At 63.7% G+C, this 25,936-nt stretch carries 24 protein-coding genes; 13 read left to right on the forward strand and 11 right to left on the reverse strand.

Annotation, left to right across the window (positions count from 1 at the left end; all coding sequences use genetic code 11):
• The first annotated feature begins 21 nt into the window (after positions 1 to 21).
• The 3 genes from fumC to O3298_RS25165 all read left to right on the forward strand — a co-directional run bounded on the left by fumC (position 22) and on the right by O3298_RS25165 (position 2,143).
• Complete coding sequence (fumC, locus tag O3298_RS25155; protein WP_305060813.1) at positions 22 to 1,416, forward strand: class II fumarate hydratase; 1,395 nt, start codon at positions 22 to 24, stop codon at positions 1,414 to 1,416.
• Between the two features lie 96 nt (positions 1,417 to 1,512).
• Positions 1,513 to 1,734 (forward strand): RNA-binding S4 domain-containing protein, encoded by a 222-nt coding sequence (locus O3298_RS25160; protein ID WP_071079051.1) that lies wholly within the window; start codon positions 1,513 to 1,515, stop codon positions 1,732 to 1,734.
• 124 nt (positions 1,735 to 1,858) lie between these two features.
• The gene (locus tag O3298_RS25165; protein ID WP_034759786.1) at positions 1,859 to 2,143 is read left to right on the forward strand and encodes a hypothetical protein; all 285 of its coding nucleotides are present in this window, start codon (positions 1,859 to 1,861) and stop codon (positions 2,141 to 2,143) included.
• Positions 2,144 to 2,147: 4 nt separating this feature from the next.
• Here the strand turns inward: O3298_RS25165 and O3298_RS25170 are convergent, their stop codons facing one another.
• The 9 genes from O3298_RS25170 to O3298_RS25210 form a co-directional block, all read right to left on the reverse strand.
• On the reverse strand, positions 2,148 to 3,770 hold the full coding sequence (locus O3298_RS25170) for a DUF692 family multinuclear iron-containing protein (protein ID WP_305060814.1): 1,623 nt from the start codon (positions 3,768 to 3,770) through the stop codon (positions 2,148 to 2,150).
• A 17-nt stretch (positions 3,771 to 3,787) separates the two neighbouring features.
• Positions 3,788 to 4,090, reverse strand: a complete 303-nt coding sequence (locus tag O3298_RS25175; protein WP_077400619.1) for a DUF2282 domain-containing protein — start codon at positions 4,088 to 4,090, stop codon at positions 3,788 to 3,790.
• A gap of 253 nt (positions 4,091 to 4,343) precedes the next feature.
• Complete coding sequence (locus tag O3298_RS25180) at positions 4,344 to 4,544, reverse strand: YjfB family protein (RefSeq protein WP_034781856.1); 201 nt, start codon at positions 4,542 to 4,544, stop codon at positions 4,344 to 4,346.
• Positions 4,545 to 4,601: 57 nt separating this feature from the next.
• Complete coding sequence (gene mobB, locus O3298_RS25185) at positions 4,602 to 5,138, reverse strand: molybdopterin-guanine dinucleotide biosynthesis protein B (RefSeq protein ID WP_305060815.1); 537 nt, start codon at positions 5,136 to 5,138, stop codon at positions 4,602 to 4,604.
• Positions 5,139 to 5,258: 120 nt separating this feature from the next.
• On the reverse strand, positions 5,259 to 6,716 hold the full coding sequence (locus tag O3298_RS25190) for an alkaline phosphatase family protein (RefSeq protein WP_305060816.1): 1,458 nt from the start codon (positions 6,714 to 6,716) through the stop codon (positions 5,259 to 5,261).
• 130 nt (positions 6,717 to 6,846) lie between these two features.
• The gene (locus O3298_RS25195) at positions 6,847 to 7,548 is read right to left on the reverse strand and encodes a general secretion pathway protein GspB (RefSeq protein WP_305060817.1); all 702 of its coding nucleotides are present in this window, start codon (positions 7,546 to 7,548) and stop codon (positions 6,847 to 6,849) included.
• A 1-nt stretch (position 7,549) separates the two neighbouring features.
• Positions 7,550 to 9,190 (reverse strand): AAA family ATPase, encoded by a 1,641-nt coding sequence (locus tag O3298_RS25200; RefSeq protein WP_305060818.1) that lies wholly within the window; start codon positions 9,188 to 9,190, stop codon positions 7,550 to 7,552.
• A 51-nt stretch (positions 9,191 to 9,241) separates the two neighbouring features.
• The gene (locus O3298_RS25205) at positions 9,242 to 9,766 is read right to left on the reverse strand and encodes a hypothetical protein (protein WP_099665198.1); all 525 of its coding nucleotides are present in this window, start codon (positions 9,764 to 9,766) and stop codon (positions 9,242 to 9,244) included.
• A gap of 230 nt (positions 9,767 to 9,996) precedes the next feature.
• Entirely contained in the window at positions 9,997 to 10,284 is a 288-nt protein-coding gene (locus O3298_RS25210; RefSeq protein WP_305060819.1) for a hypothetical protein, read from the reverse strand.
• A gap of 348 nt (positions 10,285 to 10,632) precedes the next feature.
• Here O3298_RS25210 and O3298_RS25215 point away from each other — a divergent pair, with 348 nt between their 5' ends.
• The 10 genes from O3298_RS25215 (at position 10,633) to O3298_RS25260 (ending at position 21,458) form a co-directional block, all read left to right on the forward strand.
• Positions 10,633 to 11,505, forward strand: coding sequence for a BadF/BadG/BcrA/BcrD ATPase family protein (locus tag O3298_RS25215; RefSeq protein WP_251349905.1), 873 nt, complete (start codon positions 10,633 to 10,635; stop codon positions 11,503 to 11,505).
• 2 nt (positions 11,506 to 11,507) lie between these two features.
• The gene (locus O3298_RS25220) at positions 11,508 to 12,242 is read left to right on the forward strand and encodes a GntR family transcriptional regulator (protein WP_070282815.1); all 735 of its coding nucleotides are present in this window, start codon (positions 11,508 to 11,510) and stop codon (positions 12,240 to 12,242) included.
• A complete protein-coding gene (gene nagA, locus O3298_RS25225; RefSeq protein WP_099665200.1) occupies positions 12,239 to 13,351 on the forward strand; it encodes an N-acetylglucosamine-6-phosphate deacetylase in 1,113 nt (370 codons plus the stop codon). Before O3298_RS25220 ends, nagA begins: the two co-directional genes overlap by 4 nt.
• Positions 13,341 to 14,354, forward strand: a complete 1,014-nt coding sequence (locus O3298_RS25230) for an SIS domain-containing protein (RefSeq protein WP_071079063.1) — start codon at positions 13,341 to 13,343, stop codon at positions 14,352 to 14,354. The genes nagA and O3298_RS25230 overlap by 11 nt, the downstream gene beginning before the upstream one ends.
• Positions 14,355 to 14,486: 132 nt before the next feature.
• Positions 14,487 to 15,746: an ABC transporter substrate-binding protein gene (locus tag O3298_RS25235; protein ID WP_305060820.1), complete on the forward strand. Its 1,260-nt coding sequence runs from the start codon at positions 14,487 to 14,489 to the stop codon at positions 15,744 to 15,746.
• A 7-nt stretch (positions 15,747 to 15,753) separates the two neighbouring features.
• Complete coding sequence (locus O3298_RS25240; RefSeq protein ID WP_099665202.1) at positions 15,754 to 16,623, forward strand: carbohydrate ABC transporter permease; 870 nt, start codon at positions 15,754 to 15,756, stop codon at positions 16,621 to 16,623.
• A 12-nt stretch (positions 16,624 to 16,635) separates the two neighbouring features.
• Complete coding sequence (locus tag O3298_RS25245; protein WP_305060821.1) at positions 16,636 to 17,484, forward strand: carbohydrate ABC transporter permease; 849 nt, start codon at positions 16,636 to 16,638, stop codon at positions 17,482 to 17,484.
• 26 nt (positions 17,485 to 17,510) lie between these two features.
• The gene (locus tag O3298_RS25250) at positions 17,511 to 18,833 is read left to right on the forward strand and encodes an MFS transporter (protein ID WP_305060822.1); all 1,323 of its coding nucleotides are present in this window, start codon (positions 17,511 to 17,513) and stop codon (positions 18,831 to 18,833) included.
• A 14-nt stretch (positions 18,834 to 18,847) separates the two neighbouring features.
• A complete protein-coding gene (locus O3298_RS25255; RefSeq protein WP_305060823.1) occupies positions 18,848 to 19,981 on the forward strand; it encodes an ABC transporter ATP-binding protein in 1,134 nt (377 codons plus the stop codon).
• A gap of 160 nt (positions 19,982 to 20,141) precedes the next feature.
• Positions 20,142 to 21,458: a M48 family metallopeptidase gene (locus O3298_RS25260; protein WP_305060824.1), complete on the forward strand. Its 1,317-nt coding sequence runs from the start codon at positions 20,142 to 20,144 to the stop codon at positions 21,456 to 21,458.
• Between the two features lie 110 nt (positions 21,459 to 21,568).
• Here O3298_RS25260 and O3298_RS25265 read toward each other — a convergent pair whose 3' ends face one another.
• Both O3298_RS25265 and O3298_RS25270 read right to left on the reverse strand, forming a co-directional pair.
• Positions 21,569 to 22,690 (reverse strand): acyltransferase family protein, encoded by a 1,122-nt coding sequence (locus tag O3298_RS25265; protein ID WP_305060825.1) that lies wholly within the window; start codon positions 22,688 to 22,690, stop codon positions 21,569 to 21,571.
• 249 nt (positions 22,691 to 22,939) lie between these two features.
• Positions 22,940 to 25,618: a TonB-dependent receptor gene (locus O3298_RS25270; protein ID WP_305060826.1), complete on the reverse strand. Its 2,679-nt coding sequence runs from the start codon at positions 25,616 to 25,618 to the stop codon at positions 22,940 to 22,942.
• Positions 25,619 to 25,936 lie beyond the last annotated feature (318 nt).

Genomic DNA, 25,936 nt, shown 5'->3' on the forward strand with positions numbered 1-25,936 from the left:
TCTATCGATGAAAGGGATGCCATGAGTAGCAGAATCGAACGCGACAGTTTCGGCCCGATCGACGTACCCGCCGACCGGCTGTGGGGAGCGCAAACGCAGCGCTCGCTCGAGCACTTCCATATCTCCACGGAAAAGATGCCGCCCGAACTGATCGCCGCCCTGGCCACCGTCAAGCGCGCGGCCGCCCACGTCAACCTGGACCTGGGTCTATTGGATGGCAAGAAAGCCATCGCCATCACGCAGGCGGCCGACGAAGTACTGGCCGGCAAGCACGAGGCAGAATTCCCGCTGGCCGTCTGGCAGACGGGTTCTGGCACGCAAAGCAATATGAACATGAACGAGGTGCTGGCCAACCGCGGTTCCGAGCTGATCGGCGGCTTGCGGGGCGAGCGACGCCTGCTGCACCCGAATGACGACGTCAACCTGGGCCAGTCCTCGAACGACATCTTCCCCACCGCCATCCACGTGGCGGCCGCACTGGCCGTCGCCAACACCGTCTTGCCGCCGCTGCGCCAGCTGCGCGCCACGCTGGACGCGAAGGCGACGGAATTTGCCGACATCGTCAAGATCGGCCGCACCCACTTGCAGGACGCGACGCCGCTGACCCTGGGCCAGGAATTTTCCGGCTACGTGGCGCAACTGGACTTTGCCGAGCACATCATCACGGCATCGTTGCCGCCGCTGCTGCAGCTGGCCGCCGGCGGCACGGCCGTGGGCACGGGATTGAATGCCCACGTGGAATTTGCCGGCCGCATCGCGACGGAACTGGCGCGCCTGACGGGCCAGCCGTTCGAGACGGCCAGCAACAAGTTTGCCGCGCTGGCGGCCCACGACGCCTTGGTGGCCGCCCATGGCGCGCTGAAAACCCTGGCCACGGCCCTGATGAAAATCGCCAACGACGTGCGCTGGATGGCGTCCGGCCCCCGTTCCGGCCTCGGTGAAATTACCATCCCCGAAAACGAGCCGGGCAGCTCCATCATGCCGGGCAAGGTCAACCCCACCCAATGCGAAGCGCTGACCATGCTGTGCTGCCAGGTATTCGGCAACGATGTCGCCATCACGGTGGGCGGCGCCTCGGGCAATTTCGAGCTGAACGTCTTCAAGCCCTTGATTGCGCACAACTTCCTGCAAAGCGCGCGCCTGCTGGGCGACGGCATGCGCAGCTTCGACGAGCATTGCGCGCACGGCATCGCGCCGAACCGCGAACGCATCGCCGAACTGATGGAGCGCTCCCTGATGCTGGTCACGGCGCTGGCGCCGCACATCGGCTACGACAAGGCGGCGCAAATCGCCAAGCAGGCCCAGCATGAAGGCACGACCTTGAAGGAAGCGGCGCTGGCCCTGGGCTTTGTGACGGAAGAGCAATTCGGTGCGTGGATCGTGCCCCTGGACATGACGCGGCCCAACAAAAGTTAAGGCTCAGCCTGCATTCCTCCTGGCTTCATGTAAACTATGACCTTAGTTGACACCGTCATTAAGTGTTTAAAACACATCGTTGCAATAAGGGATACAATGCAAAAAGTAAGCTTTGATTTAACATCCGAGTTCGTCGAGCTGAACCAGCTGTTGAAGCTGGTCGGCCTGTGCGACAGCGGTGGCGCAGGCAAGGTCATGGTCGATAGCGGCGTGGTGAAGGTCGATGGCAAGAAGGAATTGCGCAAGACCGCCAAGATCCGCGCCGGCCAGGTCGTCAGCGTGGGCGATATCCGTATCACGGTCGTCGCTCCCGCTTGATGCCGGCATGGGGCGCGAAAGCAGCCCCATGCATCGAGCCGGCGCCCTGTCAGCCGGCTGCCTGGATCAAGCTGCAAACACGTCGTTATTGTCAGATAAATATCGATTGCAGAAGGGAAGCGCCATGGACCATCCCGAACAAGGTACGCGCAGCCAGGAACGCCTGATCGGCGACTTGCGCCAGGTAATAGAAAACGCGGAAGAATTGCTGCGTAACACAGACAAATACACCAGCAGCCTGTACCAGAGCGCGCGCGCCAGACTGGAACTGGCCCTCGTCGCGGCCACGGCCGAACTCGCCCGCTTTGAAGAAGAGCAAGTCACGCGCATGATGGATGCCACCCTGGCCGCGAATGCCCTGTACCGCGATCAGACGGGCGAAGCGCGCCTGCTGCGGGCCTTCGAATAACCCCTCACGCCGTCAACACCGCATGCGCCAGCCACTGGCGCAAGTGCGCGGCCAGGTCGAATGCCGGGTCCAGCTCGAACGCCGCATCGAGCGCGGCGCCAAACGTCTGCCCCTGCCTTAACGCCAGCAAGGCGGCATGCGCAGCCGCATCCAGTAGCAGCACCTGCGCCTTCCAGCGCGTCCGGCATACGAGCGCGCAGCTCGCCACCTGCATATCCTGCGGAAACCTCCCCTGCCCCTCTCCCTCCTGATGCGCCTGCCACAGGGCCGCCACTTGCCAATCCGATGCCAGCAAGGCGCAGGCGGGATGCAAGCTGAAACGCCGCGCTTCCAGCTGGTCGGGATGCAAGGCGGCCAGCGACTCGGGCGTCAGGCCCTGCGCATCGTCCGCGTAGTGGGCCAGGTGCACGGCCCATTCCAGGCGCGCCATGTCCGGCAGATAGGGCAAGTCGGCGACATGCGGGAAAGTGGCCAGAAAATCGGCGAAACGGGCGCCAAACTGGTTCAAATCGGCGCTATCGGATGGCATCTGCCGCCCATACGCGCGCGCCAGGCCACCCAGGAATTCCTCGCCCACCAGCGCCAGCACGACGGGATAGGCGTGCGCCAGGGTGCGGCGCCAGGTGGCGCTCATATTGCCACGGTACAGTGCAAAACGCTGCGACACCTGCTCGCCCGCGAACGGTGGCAATGTTGCCTCGGCATCCAGCAAGGCCGTGGCGAACGTTTGCTGGCCTGCCGCCAGCGCATCAAGCGACACGGGCGGCGGCGGGGACGGCAGCGCCGCTCCCTGCCATGGCGTTGGCGGCGCATGCCGCGCCAGCATGGCTTGCGCCTTGTCCGCCTCGCCCAGCAAGACATCGAGGGCGGGCAAGTCCGTATCCCATTCGACCAGTGTGGGCACGGCGCCGAAATGCTGCAAGGCGGCCGCATACAAGTCCCAGACGGGATCGGCCACGGCGGCGCCGTGATGGTCGATCACGGCATGCGGCGTTACCAGATGGCCGCCCAGGTGCAGCTCGCCCACGCTGCCCGGCGCGATGGACTGCATGGCCGTCATAGCGTCTTCGCCGTGATTGCACTGATTCACATACAGGTTATTGATATCGAGCAGCAGCCCGCAGCCGCTGCGGCGCGCCAGCTCCGCCAGGAATTGCGCCTCGCTCATGGCATCGTCGGCAAAACGCAGGTAAGTGGACACATTCTCCAGCAAGATCGGCCTTTTCAGCACATCCTGCACCCTCCCCACCCTGGCGCACAGCCAATCGAGGACGGCGCCATTCAAGGCCAGCGGCAACAGATCATTGAGTTGCTGCTGCGCCACGGCGCCCCAGCTCAGGTGTTCCGACACGAGGACCGGCTCGATGCGCTCGACCACGGCGCGCACGCGCTGCAAGTGACTCTCGGAAAAACCGCGCGCGGATCCCAGGCCCAGGCCCACGCCATGCAGGCTGATGGGGTAATCCTGGCGCAGGGTGTCCAATACATGGTTATCCCAGCCCGACGGCTGCAGATAATTTTCGGCGTGTACTTCCAGCCAGCCCACCCTGGGGCGGCGCGCCAGGAAGTCGCGGTAGTGCGCGGCGCGCAAGCCGACGCCGGCAAGCGCTTGAACTGACGGCGGCATGGGCAGGCGGCGGATGCTTACGGCTGCGTGGCTGGTTTTGCCGCCTTGCCGGCCTTGATGGGCTTGACGGAACCGCCCGCCTGTTCGCACGTGCCCTTGGCAACATACGTCCATTCCGTCGGCAGATTGTCCGCCTCCGCCTGGCCCGCGCAGGAGTGCGCGCCGTCGGACGAGGCGCAATCGTTCTGCCCTGCCTTGGCCACGCCATAACACTTTTCCTTGTCGCCAGGGGCGGGACCATCGTGCGCGGCCGCGTTGAGGGTGGTGCCGGCACAGATGCCCGCGAGGGCGGCGGCGATGAGAGCTTGACGTTTGTTCATGGGGAATCCTCTTGCATGGGTCAAAGTAATGGCACGCCCCGGGCTGCGCTGATGGGCAACGCGAGGTGATGGACGTCATTCTACTGAATCGGCCGTGCCATGGCGAACCATGGTCAATTAATCAACTTGACAGAGGCGGGGAGAAAAACGGAAGGAAGGCAGGCTGCAGACAAAAACGCCCACGCGCCACCGTCGATGACGGTGGTGTGGCCGTAAGTAATGCAAGCGCCAGACGGGCGCCGCGGGACTGCGCTCAGGCGGTCGTGTTGATGCGGTTGCCGAGGTGAGCCGGCAGACTTGGCGCCGACTGTACCGGTGGCAGCGCTGCCAGCAAGGCCGTGGCGGTCGAGCTTTGGATATCCTGGGCTTTTTTCAGGACAGTCAAGCCGACGGCTTGCCGCGTGCCTGTCTCCGCCATCGTGGTTGACAGTTGAGCAATGCTTCCGACGTCCATACGTTTCTCCAATGAGGTTCTACCCTTGTTAACGGATGCCGCCGGCAAACCTTTAGCTTATTTTTCCAGCTTATTTTCCAACTGCAGCAGCAGCCAGGCCAGCACGTGTTCGCGCGCATTCAAGTCCAGCCATTGCACGCCCTCGCGCAAATCGGTCGGCGCCGGGCTGTCCGACGCGACGGCGATCACATGCGGGTCATGCGGATACAGGGGTGCCTGCCCCACTTCCGGACGGAATACTTCCAGCTTGGGAATCGGGTCCGTCTTGAAGCCTTCGACCAGGGTCAGGTCTGCCGGCCCCATGCGGGCCAATTGCTGCGCCAGGCTGGGTTCCGGCGCGCCGCGCAGTTCATGCACGATGGCAAAACGGTACGGCGACGCCACCAGCACTTCCGCCGCACCGGCCAGGCGCAGGCGGGCGCTGTCCTTCTGCGGCGGCTCCAGCGCCAGGTCATGGTGGCTGTGCTTGACCAGGTTGACGCGCAAGCCGCGCGCCGCCATTTCCTTCACTACAAATTCCAGCAGGGTCGTCTTGCCGCTACCGGAACGGCCGATCACACCGAGTACCGGGTGTACGGGCATCGCATCGTGCATGGTCACTCCTTGATTGAGAAGGAATGATTATACGCAGCCCACCGGCGCCGCCGCCTGACGCAGGCGCCGCGCATCGCCCGACTCATCGCGCAACTCATCGCGCAAAACTCATCGCACAACTCAAGCGCCGCCGGATTTCCCGCCATTCCTGGCACTGGCGGGCCCCGGCTTGCCGCCCTGCCGCCGGCGCCTGCCCACCGGCTTCGGCGCTGCCGCTCCCGCCGCTTGACTCGCCGTTTTACTCGCCGTTTTACCATCCACCGCCTGCGCATTCCTCGCCCTGCGCGCCAATTGCCGGTGGGCGGCGATCGCGCCCGCCTCCGCATCGGACTGGAAGGGAACGGCGACAGCGGCGGCCAGCGCGCCATCCGGCGGGGAAGCAGGTGCCAGCGGGGCGAAATCCTGCGCCCGCACATCCGCTTCCCAGGCGGCGCGCTGCGCCTGCACGGCTGCGGGCACGGCAGGCGCAGCGCGCGGCTGCGCCAGGGTCAGCACGGCGCCCAGGCCGCTGGCGGCCGCCACGCGCGCACCCATCTGGGGCAAGGCGCCGTCGGCGGCGCGGCAAAAGCGCTGCAGGATGGTTTTGATAATCGACGCGTGATCGTAAACCTCGTGGCTGACGCTGCCAGGCGCGACCAGCGGCGACACGAGCAGCATGGGCACGCGCACGCCGTAGCGGCGAAACCCGGGGTCGTCGTCCACGGCGACGGGTGGCGGCACATGGTCGAAAAAGCCGCCGTGCTCGTCATAACTGAGGATGAGCAAGGTGCGCGCCCAGGCAGGACCGCGCGACAGGGCCTGGTAGACCTGCGCCACCAGCGCCTGGCCGGCGCGGATATCGGCCGGCGAATGGTCGTCATTATCGAAGAAATGGGGATCGATCCAGCTGACCGAGGGCAAGGCGCCCGCCAGCGCATCGCCGATGAAACCATAGCGGCGGGCGCTGGAGCCGAACGGTTCGTACATGTCGGACGAGCGGTAATGGTCGTCCGTCAGCGCCAGGCTCCAGGGCTTCCAGGCGGAATAGAACTTCCAGCTGACCTGGGCCCGCTCGAGGTGGCGCACGAAGGATTTGTTCGCATACAGGGGCACGCGCTTGCTGTCCTTGCTGCCGGCCGCCTTGCCGCTGACCGCATACAGGCGGTTTGGCCAGGTGGCGCCCGGCACGGAACTGTAGCAGCGGTCGCAGACGCAGAACTGCTGCGCCAGGAAATCGTACATGGGCAAATCGGCCCCGTTGTAGTAGCCCATGACCAGGTCGATGTCGGGGTCGCCCGGATGCGTTTGCGCATAATCGTCGACGAAGCCACCGTTATTGTTTTGCAATTGCTGCGCCACCGACATGCCCGTATGCGACGGGTCTTGCTGCGGGCCAAAGGCCGTACGCAGCAAATGGTGCACGGGGTAGCGCACGCCCGCATGCACGTTGGCATGACTTGCCTGCAAGCCATCGATATCGGTACGTCCGCCTTCCAGGCTCAGGTAACCAAGCATGTGGTCGAACGAGCGGTTTTCCATCATCAGCACGACGATATGGTCGATGCGCGCCAGGTTTCCCAGGCCCTGTGCATCAAGCATACCCTCGCCAGCAGTTGCGGCAGCAATCATCGGACCTCCCCGGCCGCGCTCACGGTCGCAGCGACCCTGGTTCGACCAGGCCTGGCCAGTATGGTTCAGCTATGGCGGCCCGGCCTTGATGCACAACAACTCAATATGGCACGCGGTAGCGGTAGCCCTTGAAACTGAAGATGGCCGCCTTCGGCTGCAACTTTTCCAGCACCAGGCCGGGCGCCAGCTCCTCGCCCTCGTGGCGCAAGACCTTGTCGATCAGCAACAGGCGGTCGGCCGGATTCTTCGAATAGATATAGCCGCCGATGGCGATGGCGGGGATTTGCCGCTGTATCGGCTCGGGCAAGTCGCGCATGCCGGGCACGGTCTCTTCGGCCGCCGGCGCGGGTGCGGGCATGGCCGGAGCGGGAGCGGGGACAGGCGGAGCGGCCTGGCCTGGCGTCTCCTGCTTCGGTTCCGGCACTGGCCTCGCATGGTGCACGGGCGCGGCGGTGGCCGCCGGTGGCACGGGTACGGGTACGGGCACAGCCACAGGCGCGGGCGCGGGCGCGGGGACAGCCGGCGGCGGCGCTGCCGGCAGCGGCGCGGGCACGGCCTGGGCAAGCACGGCAGGGGCGACGGCCGCAGGTGCTGCCGTGCCCGCTTGCCACGGCTGCCACAGGAGCAGCGCGGCAGCCACTGCCACCGTCACGCCGCCCAGCGCCAGCCAGACGGGCGCGCGCCGCGCGGCGCCGGATGCGGCGGCATCGTGCAGTTGCACTTGCGGTGCGTGGATCGACGGCAACTCGCCCAGTTGGCGCTCGGCTTGCGACTTTTTCAGTGCTTCAAGTATGTAGGACATCTTATTTCCCCGCCACCATCGCCGTCGCAGCGGGCGCTGCCACGGCAGGAGCCGCGCTGCTCAAGCGCGGCTCCGAATTGTCACCCAGCTGCATCAGGCGTATGAATGTTTTCGGGCCCGCCAGGCCATCGGCACGCAAGTTCTGGCGCTGCTGGAAAGCGCGCAGCAGACCTTGCATCTCGGCATCGAGCGGCAGATTGGCGGCCGGTGCAGGCAAGCCCTGCTGTTGCGCCAGGCGCTGTGCCAGCCAGTCCACGTCGGCGCCGCGGGCGCCCAGCGGCACTTCGTCGCGCCAGCTGCGCGGGGCACGCCAGAAGGTGGTGAAACTGCCGTCGCTGCGCTGGGCCAGCTGGGCCAGCGGCACGCTTTGTTGTTTGCCATCGAGCAGGACGGTGGCGTTCTCGTCCTGCACGCGCGTCAGCAGCGCCAGCTGCTCCACACCCTCCCCGTCGCGCAAGGCCAGCACGGCGGGACGGTCCAGCACGCGCAACTCGGCGATGCCGCCCCGGCTGTGCAGGCAGCGCAGGCCGGCGCGGGCGCCCGCCTGGCAAGCGTCACCGGCCGGCAACTGCTCGCCCCACAGACTGGCCAGCTGGCGCAGCACGGCGTTGCGGTCCGGCACGCTCGCCGGCGCAGGTACTGGCACGGATGCGGCGGCGGCCACCACGGAGGAGGCAACCGGCACAGAGGCGGCCACGGCAGGTGCAGGGGGCACGGCGGACGGGCGCGGCATGAAATGCCAGGCCAGCGCGGCCGTGACCACGGCGCCGGCCAGCACGCCGACCGCCACGTGCGGCCAGCGCAGACCCCGTCCGGCAGCCGACTTCCCCTCTTCCGCAAACACTTCCTCGGCGGCGCGGCGCAATATCTGGCGCGTCACCTGCGGCTGGTTTTCCACGTAGGCGCCCAGCAGCGCGCGGTCGCACAGCAGGTTGATGCGGCGCGGCACTCCCTTGCTCAAGGCATGGATCTGCGCCATCAAACGCGGCGCGAACGGCGTCTGCGCCGTGCTGCCCGCCACGGCCAGGCGGTGGCGGATATAGCTGGCCGTCTCGTCCGCCGTCAGCGAACCCAGGTGATAGCGGGCGATCACGCGCTGCGCCAGCTGTTCGAGTTCCGGCCGGGCCAGCATGGCGCGCAATTCCGGCTGGCCGATGAGTATGATCTGCAACAACTTGCGCTCGCTCGTCTCCAAATTGGTCAGCAAGCGCAGCTGCTCCAGCACGGCGGCGGACAGGTTTTGCGCTTCGTCAATGATCAGCACATTATTCTTGCCTTGCGCATGGCTGGCCAGCAAGTGCGCATTGATGGCGTCGACATAGCCTTTCACGCTGGCCACGCCGGGCGCCAGGGCGATGCGGAATTCCTCGCAGATCGACAGCAGCAATTCCTCGACGGACAGTTTCGGATTGAAGATGTAGGCGAGCTGGCAATTTTCCGGAATCTGTTCCATGAAGCAGCGGCACACGGTGGTCTTGCCGGCGCCGATTTCTCCCGTCAGCAGCACGAAGCCGCCGCCGCTGCCCACGCCATACAGCAGGTGCGCCAGCGCTTCGCGGTGGCGTTCGCTCATGAACAGGTAGCGCGGATCGGGGGCGATCGAAAACGGCGATTGCTTGAGCTGGAAATAATGCGTGTACATGGAGACCCTGCGGATGAAACGATCAAAATGCGCGGCGGCAAGCCGAACCCCTCATCGGGTGCGGGCGGGCGGCAACGGCTTGTATTTGGCGCAATACACTTTCGCCTTGCTGCGGAAGTAGACGATTTTACTGCCAGGCACGGAACCACGGACGGGAAAGGCGGAATTGTCGAGCTTATTGAAGCGCAGGCCCGAGACGCCGCGAATGGCCGGTTCCAGCTTTTCCGGCGTCGCGTCCGCCACCACGCCCATGAAGACGAGGGGACTGGTGTCGTCGCTGACGATCACGTCGGTAATCGGCGCGCCCCACAAGGTGGCGTCCGTGCGGAACCAGTAAGCGCCCCCCTCATGCTTGTAGGCGGGGCCGAAGGCCGTCAGCAGATACGCATAGAAAGCCTTGTTGTCGATCTGGTCGATGCACAGCACGGCATTGCCCACCACTTGCCCGAACGTGGATGGCGGCGGCTTTTGCTGCGCCAGCACGCCGGACACGGGCGTGCCCACGGCCAGCAGGGCGAACGCCGCCAGCAGGGCCGGCGCACGCCACGGGCGCGACAGTAAGCGACGCAGGCGCATGATCAGCGCTTGCGCTCTTCTTTCTTGACCTTCTTGGCTTCCTTCTTTTCCTTCATGGTCTTGGCCGGTTCCTTCTTGGCTTCCTTCTTGCTGTCCTGTGCCTTGCTCATTATCTACTCCATACCTGGGCGGAAATGCCTGGGCCATTATGACACTCCCCCATGAAAATGCCACCCGAAAAGCAAAACGGCCGCACAAGGCGGCCGTTCCAGTCGCGCGTCAGCGCACCATCAGTGCAGGCACAGGCGGCGGCGCGTCTTTTCGATCAGCGCCGCATCGTAGGGATACAGGTTTTCGATGAAGAACAATTCCGTTTCCGCTTCGTCGTCCAGGCACATTTCGATCATGACCGGGCCATCGCTTTCGCGGCCCAGGAAATCCTTCGGCCAGCGGTTCTTGCGGTGCGTGCGCATCAGTTCCATGCCCAGCGCAGCCAGCGGCGCCGACACGCCAGCGGCCAGCGCCTCTTGCTGCCAGTCGTCCCAGTAATCGCTCTTTGCTGCCTTGTCGTTCATCATGCTCTTCCAACTCAGGTGTAAAAGGCGGACTTTACTCTTCATGGCGTCCCTTGCCAAGCATGCGCGGAAGCAACACTACCGCGCGCGGCACAGACCAGTCTGAAAAAATTGGCATTAAACAAGGCCAATTTCAATACCATTCGGCAAGTATAAAAATCCCTTTATTAACAATCACTTGCAATCATGCCCTCGGGCATGCCGCGACAGCGCGCAACGCATTTGTTAATACCACTTAAATACCTGTTGACAAGCCATCGGGGCGACAATATAGTGCCTTCAGCTTTTTCGCCGCCCGACAAATAAAAGAACCGAGACAGGCGCAATCAACCAAACGCGGGACTGCACAACATGATCGAATACATAATCGGCGTCGACGGCGGGGGCAGCGGAACCCGCGTACGCCTGGCGCGCCTCGACGGCCAGGAACTGGCGCAGGGACAAAGCGGCCCATCCGGCCTGGGACTGGGCATCGAACGGGCCTGGACGTCCGTCGCGCATGCCGTCACCCTGGCCTTCCGCGCCGCCGGACTGGAACAGCCGCCGCTGCAGCGCATGGCCATCGGCCTGGGCCTGGCCGGCGTGCACAACAAGCAGTGGGCCGCCAGCTTCATCGAACACAATCCCGGCTATGCCGCCGTCGCGCTCGAATCGGACGCCCTGACCACCCTGCTGGGCGCGCATGCGGGCCAGCCGGGCGCCATCGTGGCCATCGGCACGGGCAGCGTGGGCGAAGTGCTGCACGCGGACGGCAGCCGCCATGAAGTGGGCGGCTGGGGCTTCCCCTCCGGCGACGAAGCGGGCGGCGCCTGGATCGGCATGCGCGCCATCAACCATGCGCAGCAGGTGGCCGACGGCCGCGTGCCCGGCAGCGCCTTCGCCACGGCCATCATCGATGCCTGCGGCGGCCAGCGCGACGCCATGCAGGTGTGGCTGGCGGCCGCCAGCCAGACCAATTTCGCGCAACTGGCGCGCTTGGTGCTCGAACACGCAGCCACCAATGCGGTGGCGCGCGCCATCCTGGTGGACGCGGGCCAGCAGATCGCCCTCATCGCCAGGGCCCTCGACCCGGCCGGTGCCTTGCCCGTGGCCCTGTGCGGCGGCCTGGCGGCGCCCTTGTCGAGCTACCTGCCGGCGGCACTGTTGCAACTGGTCGTGCCGGCACAGGGCGACTCGGCCGCAGGCGGCCTGCGCCTGATACGCAAGCACTTGCAGGAGCAATGACCATGCTGGCCAAACTGTCCGCCTTCAAACCCAATCCGGCCAGCGACACGCCGCTCTATATGCAGCTGGCGAACATGCTGTCGGACGGCATCGCCAGCGGCGACTGGCGCGCCAACCAGGCCTTGCCTTCCGAGCGCGTGCTGTCGGACATCCTGGAAATCTCGCGCGTCACGGCGCGCAAGGCCATCGACATGCTGTGCGACCGGGGCATGCTGACGCGCAAGCGCGGCTCGGGCACCTACATCACGCCCAAGCTGGAACAGCCGCTGTCGCGCCTGACGAGTTTTTCGGAAGAATTGCGCCAGCGGGGCTTCACGGCCGGCTCGCGCTGGCTGCAGCGCGACATCGGCGCGGCCGCGCCGCTGGAACTGCTGTCGCTGGGACTGTCGCCGCACATGCCGGTGGCGCGTTTGCGCCGCCTGCGCACGGCCGACGAAGTGGTGATGGCGATCGAAACGACCACCATCCCCGCCCTGTACATGCCGGACCCGCAGCAGGTCACCGATTCGCTGTACGGCTATCTGGAGTCGCGCGGCACCATCCCGATGCGCGCGCTGCAGCATATCCGCGCCGTGAACGCCACGGCGGAACAGGCCAAGCTGGCCAATATCAAGACGGGTGAAGCCATGCTGCACATCACCCGTGTCAGTTATCTCGACAACGGCGCAGCGGTGGAACTGACCCACTCGTATTGCCGCAGTGATTATTATGAATTCGTAGCGGAGTCGCGCAGATGAGCAGCACTATCAAAGGCAATATCCTTACCCCCGGCGGCTGGATCCACGGCGCCATCGCCTTCGGCGAGCGGGTCGACAGCATCACGGGCGATTCGCTCCACCCGTCGGGCAACAGCGACGATTACATCCTGCCCGGCTTTATCGACCTGCACGTGCATGGCGGCGCAGGCAAGGACATCATGGAAGGCGGCGAAGCCGTGTACACCATCGCGGGCATCCATGCGCGCCACGGCACCACCAGCCTGCTGGCCACCACCATGACGGCGCCGCCGGAAGACATCGACATGGCCCTGACGGCCATCGGCATCGCCGCCAACCACCGCCGCCCGAACACGGCGCGCGTGCTGGGCGCCCACCTGGAAGGCCCGTACATCAATTCCGGCAAGCTGGGGGCGCAGCCGAACTACGCGCGCGCCGCCAACCTGGCTGAAATCGAGCGCCTGCAAACCCTGGCCAAGCTGCGCGTCATCACCGTGGCACCGGAAATCGCCGGCCACCTGGACCTGGTGCGTGCCCTGGCCGACGCCGGCGTGCGCGTGCAGATCGGCCACACGCTCGGTTCGTACGAAGACGGCGTGGCCGCGCTGGAACATGGCGCCATGGGTTTCACGCATTTGTTCAACGCCATGAGCGGCCTGCATCACCGCGAGCCGGGCATGGTCGGCGCCGCCCTGGCGCACGCCGAATACGCGGAACTGATCCCCGACCTGCTGCACGTGCATCCGGGCGCCATCAAGGTGGCCCTGCGCGCCATCCCGCGCCTGTACTGCGTCACCGATTCCACCGCCGCCACCGGCATGCCGGACGGCGAATACATGCTGGGCCGCCACGCCGTGCAGAAATGCATGGGCGGCGTGCGCCTGCCCGACGGCACCCTGGCGGGCAGCACCCTGACCCTGGACCAGGCGCTGCGCAACCTGGTGGGACTGGGACTGGACCTGGCCGACGCGTCCAAGCGCGTGTCGACCAACGCCGCCGATTACCTGGGCCTGGAAGAACGCGGCCGGCTGGCCCCCGGTACTTACGCCGATCTGGTGGTACTCGATCGCGATCTCAAACTCAAAGCTGTGTATATAGAAGGAGAAATCTGTGACCTCAATGATGCTTAAAGAAGCCATTTCCGCCGCCGAATGCGTCGCCCTGCAACTGGCCAGCGACACGGAACGCTACGCGGAACTGGGCCGCAAATTGAGGAGCACCTCGTTCTCGACCGCGCTGACCATCGCGCGCGGCAGCTCGGACCACGCCTGCAACTACGTCGCCTACCTGATCATGGCGCGCCTGGGCCGCGTTGTCGCATCCCTGCCGATGTCGCTGGTGACCCTGAACAAGTCGCCGCTGGTGACGCGCGACACGCTGGCCATCTCGATCTCGCAATCGGGCCAAAGCCCTGACGTGGTCGAGCCGATCCGCTACTTCCGCGACGGCGGCGCCACCACCGTGGCCCTCGTCAACGACATCGACTCGCCGCTGGCGCACGCCGCCGAGTGGGCCATGCCCCTGCGCGCGGGCAAGGAACAAAGCGTCGCCGCCACCAAGAGCTTCATCACCAGCCTGGTCGCCGGCGCGCGCATGGTGGCCCAGTGGCAGAACGACCCCGAACTGCAGGCGGGCCTGGAAGCGCTGCCCGAAGCGCTGCTCGAAGCGACCCGCGTCGACTGGTCGCCCGCCATCGACGTGCTGGCGCCGGCACGCAACATCATGGTCGTCGGCCGCGGCATCAGCTTCCCCGTGGCGCTGGAAGCGGCGCTGAAATTCAAGGAAACCTCGGCCCTGCAGGCAGAAGCCTTCAGCGGCGCCGAAATCAAGCACGGCCCGATGGCCCTGATCGAAGACGGCTACCCGCTGCTCATTTTCGCCACGCGCGGCCCGACCCAGGCCGGCCTGCTGCAGCTGGCAACCGAGATGCGCGGCCGCGGCGCCAAGGTCTTGCTGGCGGCCCCCGCCGACGTGGCCGAGCGCGACCTGACCCTGCCCGTGGCGGCCACGCCGGACCTCGATCCGATCGTCGCCATCCAGTCCTTCTACGTGATGGCGGCCAAACTGTCGGCCGCGCGCGGCATGGACCCTGATGCGCCGCGTCACCTGAGCAAGGTCACCAAAACCAATTAAGCAGCAAGCGGCAGCTGCGCCCCCGGCACGGGGCGCGGCTGCCGTCCGTAGCACCCGAATATAAGCGATGGCAAGGGCATGTACCCGCGCCGCGGACTCATGGACATTGGAGCCTCGCGCTCCAGGATAAAAATGACGATCAAGAGACTGTTGGCGGTTGTTGCCTGCGCGGGCCTGCTCGCGCCGCAGGCATGGGCTGCCGAGAAAATCGAATTCTGGACCTTCAGCATGAAGCCCAAGTTCACGCCGTATTTCAATGCGGTGGTGGCGCGCTATGAGGCGCAGAATCCCGGCGTCAAGATCGAATGGATCGACTTCCCGTGGGACGTCATCCAGACCAAGCTGGTCACGCGCATCGTGGCCGGCACGCCGCCCGCGCTGGTCAGCCTGAACGTGCCCTGGGCCGACGAATTCGCGCGCGACGGCTTGCTCACGCCCGTCGATGGCCTGATCGCAGAGGCGCGCGCCAGCTACATTCCCAGCGCCCTGGCGGACTTGCGCTTCAAGGGCGGCACCTACGGTTTCCCCATGTACAGCAATGTCGCGGTAATCGCCTTCAATACTGCCATCTTCAAGCAGGCGGGCCTCGTGCGCGGCCCCGCCAGCCTCGATGAACAGCTGGCGTTCGCGCGCCAGATCGCGCAACGCACGGGCAAGGCCGGCATCGCCCCCGCCCTGTCGAAAATCGACGGCCTGTTCATGCAGCAGGGCCTGGCCGTGATTACCGACAACCGCGCCGTCTTCAATTCGCCGCAGCACGTGGCGCTGGTGCAGAAGCTGGCCGACACCTACAAGGTGGGCGGTCTGCTGAAGGAAAGCCTGTTCGCCGAAGATAACTTCCCCGCCGTGATCGACGCCTACAAGGGCGGCCGCCTGGGCATGCTGCTGGCGCCGCCGACGGCCATGCAGCGCATCCGCGGCGACGCGAAAGACATCTACGCCATCACCGACGTGGCGCCCGCGCCGCTGGGCCCCACCGGCATCGCCGACGGCGGCTGGCTGGTGCACTTCGCCATTCCGAAAGGCGTGCCGGCGCGCCAGTTGCCATTGGTCGGCAAGTTCGCGCGCTTCCTGACGAACGACGAGAACCAGCTGGCGTTCGCGCGCCAGGCCAGCGTCTTCCCCACCACGGTGAAAGCGGCGGCCGATCCGTTTTTCCTCGCCACGCCGACCAACGCGGGCGCGGCCGAAAAGGCGGTCGCCGCCGGCGCCCTGTCGATGGGCCACTCGCGCACCCTGTACGTGGCCGGCATCGTCGACTACGACGAGCTGCGCCGCTCGCTGGTAAAAGCCGTCGAGGCGGGCGTGACGGGCAAGCAGGATGTGAAGCAGGCGCTGGACCAGGCCGTCGCCATCTGGAACCGCAAGCTGGCCACCCTGCCGCGCCACTGAGGACACCATGACATTCTCCCACCGCCACACTCTGCAAGCCTGGCTGTTCCTGACCCCCGCCCTGCTGCTGCTGGCCGCCTTTTCCTTCTGGCCCGTCGGCTACGGCTCCGTACTGGCCTTCACCGACTACAGCCTGATACGCGAGACGCGATTCGTCGGCCTCGATAACTTCCGCTACATCTTCAATAACGAGATGTTTGTCTCGGGCCTGAAGAATTCGCTGATGTTCCTGCTGATGGTGCCCTTCGTGCAGGTGGGCGCCATCACCCTGGCAGTCTTGGTGAACAACCGCCTGCCCGGCATCCGTCTGTTCCGCGCCGCCTTCTACGTGCCCGTGGTGACGACCGTGTCCGTGGTCGGCATCATGTGGGGCTTCATGTTCCACGAGCAGGGCGCGCTGAACTACGTGATGCTGACCCTGAAACTCGTGAACGCGCCCGTGGGCTGGCTGTCGAACGACAGCCTGGCCCTGTTTGCCGTCATGTTCGTCACCCTGTGGCGCGGCCTGGGCTGGTACATGGTGATGTACCTGGCGGCGCTGCAATCGATTCCGTCGGACATGCAGGAAGCGGCCATGCTCGACGGCGCCAACCGCTGGCAGCGCTTCTGGAAGATCACCGTGCCCATGCTGCGCCCCACCATCATGCTGTGCTCCATCCTGTCCGTGCTGGCGGCCCTGAAGGCGTACCAGGAAGTCGACGTGCTGACTCAGGGCGGCCCCATGAATTCCACCTTCACGGCGCTGTACTACGCGTACGACCAGGGCCTCAAGCACTTGAAACTGCCGCGCGCGCTGGCCGCCAGCTTCGTCGTGTCCCTATTTTGCATCGGCATCGCCCTGCTGTGCCTGCGCTACCTCAAACCCAAGCACCGTTGACCGGGAATGACCATGCAAAAACGTTCCCGCCCCCTGAAAACCCGCCTGCAACGCTTTGGCCAATATGCGGGCCACTATGCCGTGCTGTGCGCGATCGCCGTCGTCTGCGTCTTCCCGTTCTGGTGGACCCTGGTGACGGCCATTTCCACGGAGGGCAATATCTTTGCCTTCCCGCCCACGTTCTGGCCGAAGGCGCCATCCTTCGACAACTTCATCGAAGTGTTCAACGCGATTCCCATCTGGTCATTCTTCAAGAACTCCGTGCTGATCGCCGTGTTCACCGTGTTCTGGAAACTGCTGCTGTGTTCACTGGCCGCGTATCCGCTGGCGCGCCTGAAATTCCGCGGCCGCAAACTGGTATTCGGCCTGATTCTCGCCACGCTGGTGCTGCCGTCGGAAGTAAACTTCCTCGTCAACTTCATCACCATCACGCAAATGAGCCTGGTCGACACCTACACGGGCGTGATCCTGCCCAACGTGGTGACGGCCGTGGCCATCTTGCTGCTCAAGCAGGCGTTCGAGGAAGTGCCGCAAGACCTGATCGACGCGGCCAGGGTCGATGGCGCCTCCGAATGGGTGATCTTCAGCCGCATCATGCTGCCGCTGATCACGCCGTGGCTGGCTACCGTCGGCATCCTGACAGCCGTCGAATCGTGGAATGAATACATCTGGCCGTCGATCGTCATGAGCAAGCCCGATGAATTCCCCCTGTCGGTGGGCGTGCTGTACTTGCGCGGCACCTTCGGCAGCAGCACGCGCGTGATCGCGGCCGGCACCCTGATCACCATCGTGCCGACCCTGCTCGCCTTCCTGTTTACCCAACGCTTCTTCATGCGCGGCATGGACGGCGCAGTCAAATGAAAACGTCTCTCGATAAGGAAGCCTCCATGCACGACAAGAGCACCAACATTGGCAAACGCAGCCCGATTTCCTGGGTGCCGACCTTGTACTTCGCCCAGGGCCTGCCGTTCTACGCCGTGGCCCTGGTGGCCGGCCTGATGTTCAAGAGCATGGGCGTGCCGAACGACCAGATCGCCCGCTGGACGGGCCTGATCGGCATTGCCTGGGGCATCAAGTGGATGTGGGGTCCCTTCCTGGAACTGGCGTCGAGCAAGAAGACCATGGTGGTGCTGTTCCAGTTCGCCGGTGGCCTGAGCCTGGGCCTGATCGCGCTGGCCCTGCAAACGCCGCTGTGGTTTGCCGCCTGCATCGCCGTGCTGTTCGTCGCCGCGCTGGCCTCGTCCACGCACGACATCGTCTGCGACGGCCTGTATATCGCCAGCCTGTCGGACAAGCAGCAGGCGGCCTACGCGGGCTGGCAAGGCGCCTTCTTCAACGCGGGCAAATTCATCTCGCTGGGCGGCTTGGTGATCCTGGCCGGCTACCTGGAGAAAAAAATCGGCATCAAGCCCGCATGGTCGGTGATCTTCCTGATCATCGGCGCCATGATGCTGTCGCTGGCCGCGTACCACCTGTGGGCGCTGCCGCAGGTGCGCAACGCGGCCGTGGCCGACAAGAGCGTGGCCGGCATCAGCCGCACGCTGTGGGACGTGCTGGTGGACTTCCTGAAAAAACCCGGCATCTGGGGCATGATCGCCTTCATCATCCTGTTCCGCGCGGGCGAGGCGCAAGTGCAGACCATCGGCCCGCTGTTCCTGCGCGAAGCGCGCGAACTGGGTGGCCTGGGCCTGTCGACGACGGAAGTGGGCGCCGTGTACGGCACGGCCGGCACCGTCGCATTCCTGCTGGGCAGCATCGGCGGCGGCTACTTCACCTCGTGGCTGGGCCTCAAGCGCGCCATGTTCTTCCTGATCCTGGCCATGAATTTGCCGAACCTGGTGTTTTATTACCTGAGCCACAGCATGCCCACCGATTTGACCCTGATCACAGCCGCGCTCAGCGTGGAGATGTTCGGCTATGGCTTCGGCTTCGTCGGCCTGATCCTGTTCATGATGCAGGTGGTCTCCGTCGGCAAGTACCAGACGGCCCACTATGCGTTCGCCACCGGCGTGATGCAGCTGGGTTTCGTGCTGTTCAAGATGATCAGCGGCGACATCCAGACGGCGCTCGGCTACAAGACTTTTTTCCTGTGGGTGCTGGTGTCGGCCGTGCCCGTATTGATCCTGTCGCGCTTCATGCGCATCGGACCGAAGGATGCCTCCGGCCAGACTGACACGGGCGCCACGTCCGCGCCGGCCAGCGCCAGCTAGGATAGAACCACTTCATGGCACATATCGCGTTAAAGAACATCGTCAAGCTGTACGACGACAAGCACCCGGTCATCCACGGCATCGACCTCGATATCCGCGACGGCGAATTCGTCGTCTTCGTGGGGCCGTCCGGTTGCGGTAAATCAACCCTGTTGCGCATGATCGCGGGGCTGGAAGACATCACGGACGGCGAGCTGCATATCGGCGGCAAGCTGGCCAACGATATCGCGCCGGCCGAGCGGGGCCTGGCCATGGTTTTCCAGAGCTACGCCCTGTACCCGCACATGACGGTATTCGAAAACATGGCCTTCGCCCTCTCGCTGGCGGGGCACAAGAAGGCGGAGGTGCGCGCCGCCGTCGAGCGCGCGGCCGAGATCCTGCAGATCACGCCACTGTTGAAACGCAAGCCGAAGGACCTGTCGGGCGGCCAGCGCCAGCGCGTCGCCATCGGCCGCGCCATCGTGCGCAAGCCGCAGGTATTCCTGTTCGACGAACCGCTGTCGAACCTCGACGCCTCGCTGCGCGTGCAGATGCGCGTGGAAATCTCGCGCCTGCACCAGGAACTGAAAACGACCATGATCTACGTCACGCACGACCAGGTCGAGGCGATGACCCTGGGCGAACGCATCGTCGTCTTCAACGGCGGGCGCATCGAACAGGTGGGCAGTCCGCACGCGCTGTACAACAATCCCGGCAACCTGTTCGTGGCCGGCTTCCTCGGCGCGCCGAAGATGAACTTCATCGCTTGCGCAGCCGTCGCCAGCGGCCCCGGTTCGGTGGCCGTGCGCCTGCCCGGCGGCGCCGTGATCGACGTCGAAGCACAGGGCGGGAACGTGGCGCCGGGCGACCAGTTGACCCTGGGCGTGCGCGCCGAGCATGTCGTCCTGCAGGACGGGGACGCTGCAGGCGACAACGTGATCGACGCGGCCGTCAGCCATGTCGAATACCTGGGCGACGTGGCCATCGTTTACGCCGGCATGGCGGGCGTGACCGAGATGCTGGCCGTCAAGCTGCCGGCCGAGGAAGGCTTGCGTCAGGCGGGCGACGCCATGCGCCTGCACCTGCCGGCGCAGCGCTGCCTGCTGTTCGATGCCGCAGGGCAAGCCCTAGCGCGCACGTTTGCCGCACCCGCTCAGCCGTTTATGTGACAATAGCCGCTTCGTATCATGCCGCTTCTGTTTGACTTATGCAGGCAGAACGGCAGAAATGTGTTTTTTCGAGCTTCCTTGCCCCTCTGGCAATGCCACTGCACGATGTTGCGGCTGCCAGTGCAGGTGCGTATTTTTGTTATTGATTGAAGGATAACCCATGTCCCAATTCCGTCTTGCCCGTCTTAGCCTGCTCCTGGCCGCCATCGGCCTGAATGTCCTGCCATCCCTGTCGCACGCGCAGGATGCCAAGCCAGCCGCCGCTGCGGGTGCGCCCGCCGCCGTGCCCGCCGACACGGTACGTCCTGAAGTGTTCAAGCTGCTCGATCCGGACGCCGTAAAGGCTTCGATGGATGCGAAAAACTATGCCGACGTGCAAAGCCGCATCGACCAGGCTGCCGCCATTCCCGCCCTGACGCCCTATGAATTGTTCGTACTGAACCGCCTGCGCGTGGCGCTGGCCTCGACCACCAACAATGCGACTATGGCCATGACGGCGCTGGAAGCGGTGATCGAATCGGGCAAGCTGGAAAAAAAGGTGCAGGGCGATTTCATCCAGGCACTGGCCAACTACCACTACAACGCCAAGGATTATCCGAACGCCATCAAGTGGTTCACCCGTTACCAGACGGAAACAGGCGATGTGGCTGGCGTGCGTCCCTACATCATCCGCGCGTATTACTTCAGCAATGATTTCGCGCGCGCGAAACAGGAACTGATGTCCGACCTGACGGCCAAGCAGCAGGCGGGCAAGACGCCGACCATCGAAGAACTGCAATTGCTGGCCAACACGGGTTCGAAAAGCAAGGACCCGGCCATCTACCTGGTCGCCATGGAAAACCTGGTGCGCTACTACCCGTCGGATGACTACTGGAGCGATTTGCTGAGCCGCACGCAAGGCAAGGCCGGCTATTCCGACCGCTTCGCGCTGGACGTGCTGCGCCTGCAATTCAAGGCCGTCGGCACCATGCCACCGCAAGATTACAGCGACATGGCTGAAATTGCCTTGCAGAACGCTTTCCCGACGGAAGCGAAAAAAGTGCTGGACACGGGCTTTGCCAAAGGCGTGCTGGGCACGGGCGCGAATGCTGCCAAGCACAAGAAACTGCGCGACCAGGCCAACAAGGCTGCCGCCGACGATGCGAAAAACATCGCCAGCGGCGAAGCGTCGGCCATGAAGAGCAAGGATGGCACGGGCTTGATCAACCTCGGCTACGCTTTCGTGACGATGGACCAGTTCGACAAAGGTATCGACCTGATCCAGAAAGGCATCGCCAAGGGCGGCCTGAAGCGTCCAGAAGACGCCAAGCTGCGCCTCGGCTATTCCTACGCCATGGCCGGCAAGAAAGACGACGCCATCAAGGTCCTGGAAACGGTCAAGGGCGGCGACGGCGTGGGCGACCTGGCCCGCTACTGGATCCTGTGGCTGAACCGTCCTGCCACGGCAGCGGCGGCACCGGCAGCAGCGGCACAGTAATTCCTGCGCCCTCAAGCAGACTCAAGGCAGTTCCCGGCTCAGGCCGGGGCTGCTTTTTTTTCGACCATCCACCCAAGAATGGGTATCGCGGCATGGGCTGACGTCAAGTTTCAGACCTTGATATAGATCTTGCGCTTGTCCATGCCGTAGGCGATCAGCCAGCACAGCAACATGAAGCTGACGGCAAACAGCATGGACCCCACGCGCGCCGGCACCCAGCCCGTAAACCACTGCTGGTACAGCCACTGGTACAGGTTGCCGCTGCCGATGCGCACGGTAAACGCGATAATCACGAGCACTTCCGACACCAGGTAGATGAACAGGGTGTTCTTGCCGAAGACTTCAAAGAAGTAAGTCCAGCCCGTCATTTGACGTACATCAATGATGAACATCAGCAGCGCCAGCAGCAGCAAGTCCAGGCCGATGCCCAGCATCACGTAAGAGCTGGTCCACAGCTTCTTGTTAATCGGAAATACCTCGTTCCAACACAAAGCCACCGCCACGCAAATGGCGCCGGCCACGGCCAGCTGATACAAGCTGGCGCGCAGCCGCGCCGGCGGCGTCTGGCGCAGGAAACTGCCCGCCAGGTAGCCGGCGATCACATTGACAATCGAGGGCAAGGTGCCGAGGATGCCTTCCGGATCGAAGGCGATGCCTTCGCCGTGGTACAAATGGCTGTCGCCCAGCAGGATCAGATCCAGCCTGGCCGGCGCGTTGCCGTGCAAGCTGTAGTCGCCAAAGCATGCCAGGATGGCCCAGTAGCCGAGCAAGGCGCAGGCGCTGAAGGCCAGCGCGCCCCGCGTCTTCCAGTAATGCAGGATCAGCGCGGCGGCCAGGTAGCATACGGCGATGCGCTGCAGCACGCCGGGGATGCGCGTGTGCGATAGGGGCGACCAGGCGAACTGGCCCGCGTCGTCGATCTTGAAGAAGGGGAACCAGTACAGCAGGAAGCCCAGTAAAAAGATCAGCGCGCTGCGCTTGCACAGCTTGGCCAGCACGGCGCCATGGCCCAGGTTTTCATACTTGCCCAGCGCAAAGGCCAAGGCATTGCCGACGACAAACAAAAAGCTGGGAAAGACCAGATCCGTCAGGGTAAAACCATGCCATTCGGCATGCAGGAACGGGGCGTACACGCTGCCCCAGTCGCCAGGCGTATTGACGACGATCATCAGGGCCACGGTCAGGCCGCGCAGGACATCGAGGGCGAGGTAGCGTTGAGGTGCAATAGTCATAATGATGCCATATAAAAAGATAAATATTCGCCCGCTGCTGGTAGAAGGGCTGTACCGCCGAAGGCTGGGTACGACGTACTGACAACCACCGATGGCGTAGCCTGCCACACGGTGACTGTTACTGAGTGGCAATAACAGAAACAACTCACCCACTCAGCAAAAAAGGCAAGGCCCTGATGCAGGGACTTGCCTTGAAAAGACCGAGGAAGGCCAGGCCCAGCACGTGTGCGCCAGGCCGGGTCGTCTTGCTTACAGCTTGGCGCGCAGGCCCAGGTAGAAGGTGCGGCCATTGCTGTAGAACGCGCGTGGCTGATCGCGGTTTTCAGCGTACATCTTGATGGTCGTGTTCGTCAGGTTAAGCGCATCGAACGTGACCGTGAAATGTTCGTTGATCTTGTAGTTGAGCGAACCGGCCAGGCCGCCAGCGCCCTCGACGTGCTGGCTGGCGCCACGATCCACGCCCGCCTTGTAGGACGAACGGTAGTTGTAGGCCAGGCGAGCGCTGAGGGCATTGGCTTCGTAGAAGGCCGTCAGGTTATACGTGCTGCGCGATGCGTTGACCAGTTCATCACCGTTATCCAGCTTGCCGTCGGCATAGGTGTAGTTGGCCAAAATACCGAAGTCGCCGAACAGCGGTTGCTGGTAGCTGAACTCCGCGCCCTTGTTCTTGCCGCTGGTATTGAATGGCGACGTGATCTGGTACACGGCGTCGGTACCGCGCTTGCTATTGTAATAAGTCCCGCTAACAGTTCCATTGGATACGACGGACTTCAAATCCATGTAGAACAGGCCCACCGAGAATGCCGATTTTGGCGCAAAGTACCATTCTGCGCTAATCTCAGCGTTGTCCGACTTGACAGGGTCAAGCTTGACGTTTCCGCCGACACCGCTCAATGCATCGTCGTTCAGCGATACCGAACCACCGAGCGCGCTGTAATCAGGACGGGCGATGGTACGGGCAACGGCGCCGCGGATGACCAGATCGTTGCGCACATCGAATTTGATGTTGGCGCTAGGCAAGTAGTCATTATAGGTGCGCTCAAACAAGTTCTGCGAGTACGGTTTCCAGTCGGAACCGACGATCGGGCCGCCGAGCTTGTTGACCAGGGTCGACTGCTTGGTCTGCACGGCACGCAGGCCGAAGTTACCGCTCCAGTTATCGCCGGTCAAATTGGCCATGGCATAGATGGCCGAGGTTTTTTCCTGCAGTTTGAATTCGTCTGTCCAGTTATGGCGTTGCACTGGATCGAGATTGCGGTTACCAGGGATCGCGGCCCAGGCGGCCAGTGCTGCACCGTCATACTTGAAGTAATTGCTCGACAGGTTGCCACCCAGATCCTTGCCGAAATCGCCAGGATACTGGGTACCATTCCAGACAGGGCCCGGATTGGAGATACCCAGAGGACCCGGTTTGGCATCAATCGGATGCTCGGCAGAACGCTTGTGATCGGTCAGGCGGCCCCCGAACTTGATCGAATCCCAGATGCCGGACGACAGGCGCAGTTCCGCGTCGATCTGGGCATATTTTTCCTGATCGACGGAACGCGATTCGCCACCGCCGATCCATGCCGTCGAACCTGGCTTGGTGGTGGTGCCGCCCGGATAGGAAACGCTGGCCGGGCTCATGCCGTTCAATTGATAGACCATGCCGCCATCGACGTTGTTCTGGTAGTAGACATCGTTGCGGTCATAGCCCAGGCCATGGGTCTTGCCCAGCTTGCCGGTCAGGGTCAGGTCCTTGGTGGCGCGGTACTTGAAGTTGAAATCGAGGTAGTACGATTCGCCGCCGGCATCAGGACGGTAGATATTGTCGACTTCGCCAGCGTTCTTGGCGAAGGTCGCGCCTGTCATGGTGCCGTTCTTGACCGTGTAGTTGGTCGGTATCTGGCCGTTCGGCACGCCGTCTTTCGTACTGTTGATCGAGTTGGCGGGCGCGGCCAGCCAGTTCGTGTTTTGATGCGGCGCCTTCAGTTGCGAATAGAAGCCGTTCACGTCCAGGGTCAAGTCCTTGCTGGGCTTGAATTCGATATCGAATGCGCCGCCTTCGCGGGTTTTCTTTTGCTCGAACAGGGTGGCGCCGATAAAGGTCGGCACTTTCACGCCGGCCAGTTCAGGACGGGCCTTGGCCGCAACGCTGTCTGCGGCAATCGGCGTGTAGCCGAGGATTTCCTGGCCATCGCGGCGCACGGTCGATTTTTGCGAAAAGCCCTGCACCATGATGCCCAGGGTATTGGTGTCGTTCTTCCAGTTTACCAGGCCGGAGAACTGCGGGTCGGTCTTGCCGGCCAGGTCATTGTGGAAAGCCTGGATCGAACCTTCAGCAGTGATCTGGTTCTTGAATTCCAGCGGACGGCGGGTGATCACGTCGATCACGCCCGAAACGCCGCCTTCAGGCAGGTCTGCCGTGGCGCTCTTGTGCACGACAACGGAGCTCACCAGTTCCGATGGCAGCAAGGAGAAGCTGCTGCTGCGGCCGACGTTGCCGCCGAATTGGTTCAGGACGAACCAGTCGCCCGTGCTGATGGCATGGCCGTTGAACAGGGTTTGCTGGAAGCTGGGGCTGGTGCCGCGCAGGCTGACGCGGTCGTTTTCGCCGAAGCCGCCTTCACCACCGGCCGACGATTGGGTATTCACACCTGGCAGGCGCTGGATCGCGTCAGCCACGTTACGGTCAGGCATCTTGCCGATATCTTCGGCCGTCACCACTTCCACCACGGAATCCGCATTGCGTTTTTGCTTCAGCGACTTTTCCAGCGAGGCACGCACGCCGGTCACCGTCACGGTAGCCACGTCGTCGGCGGCTGCTTCCTGCGCCTGTGCCGAAAAAGCCAGGCCGGCGACCATCACGGCAACGGCCGCGGCGATCGGCGTACGGCTACGCGATCCGGATTTCACGACGGCAGCTGCAGGTGTCAAATTGCGTTTCATGTACTCCCCCTTGATTTAGGCTCCAGGATTGGAACCTTTTCATTTTTAACGTAGGTCTTCTTTCCAGCCCGCCCACTCTCGCCGGCATGCTGCAGACCCTTCGGCACAACCACTTACAAAACCAATTCAACGCCAATATACTACTATCCAATACCAGAACACTACCAGTTGCAACTTTTTTTTTATAACGTTGTTTGAATCACACAGACCACTTTATCTAAATCAATCCGTAGCCCGTATGAGCGGCTTAAATACGGGGGAAGCCAGGCATAAATTGTTGGCCTGATAATTCAAATTGGTTTTATAACGGCCTTTTTT

Origin of the sequence: Janthinobacterium sp. SUN137, from assembly GCF_030587265.1 — a bacterium.
GTDB lineage: Bacteria > Pseudomonadota > Gammaproteobacteria > Burkholderiales > Burkholderiaceae_D > Janthinobacterium > Janthinobacterium kumbetense.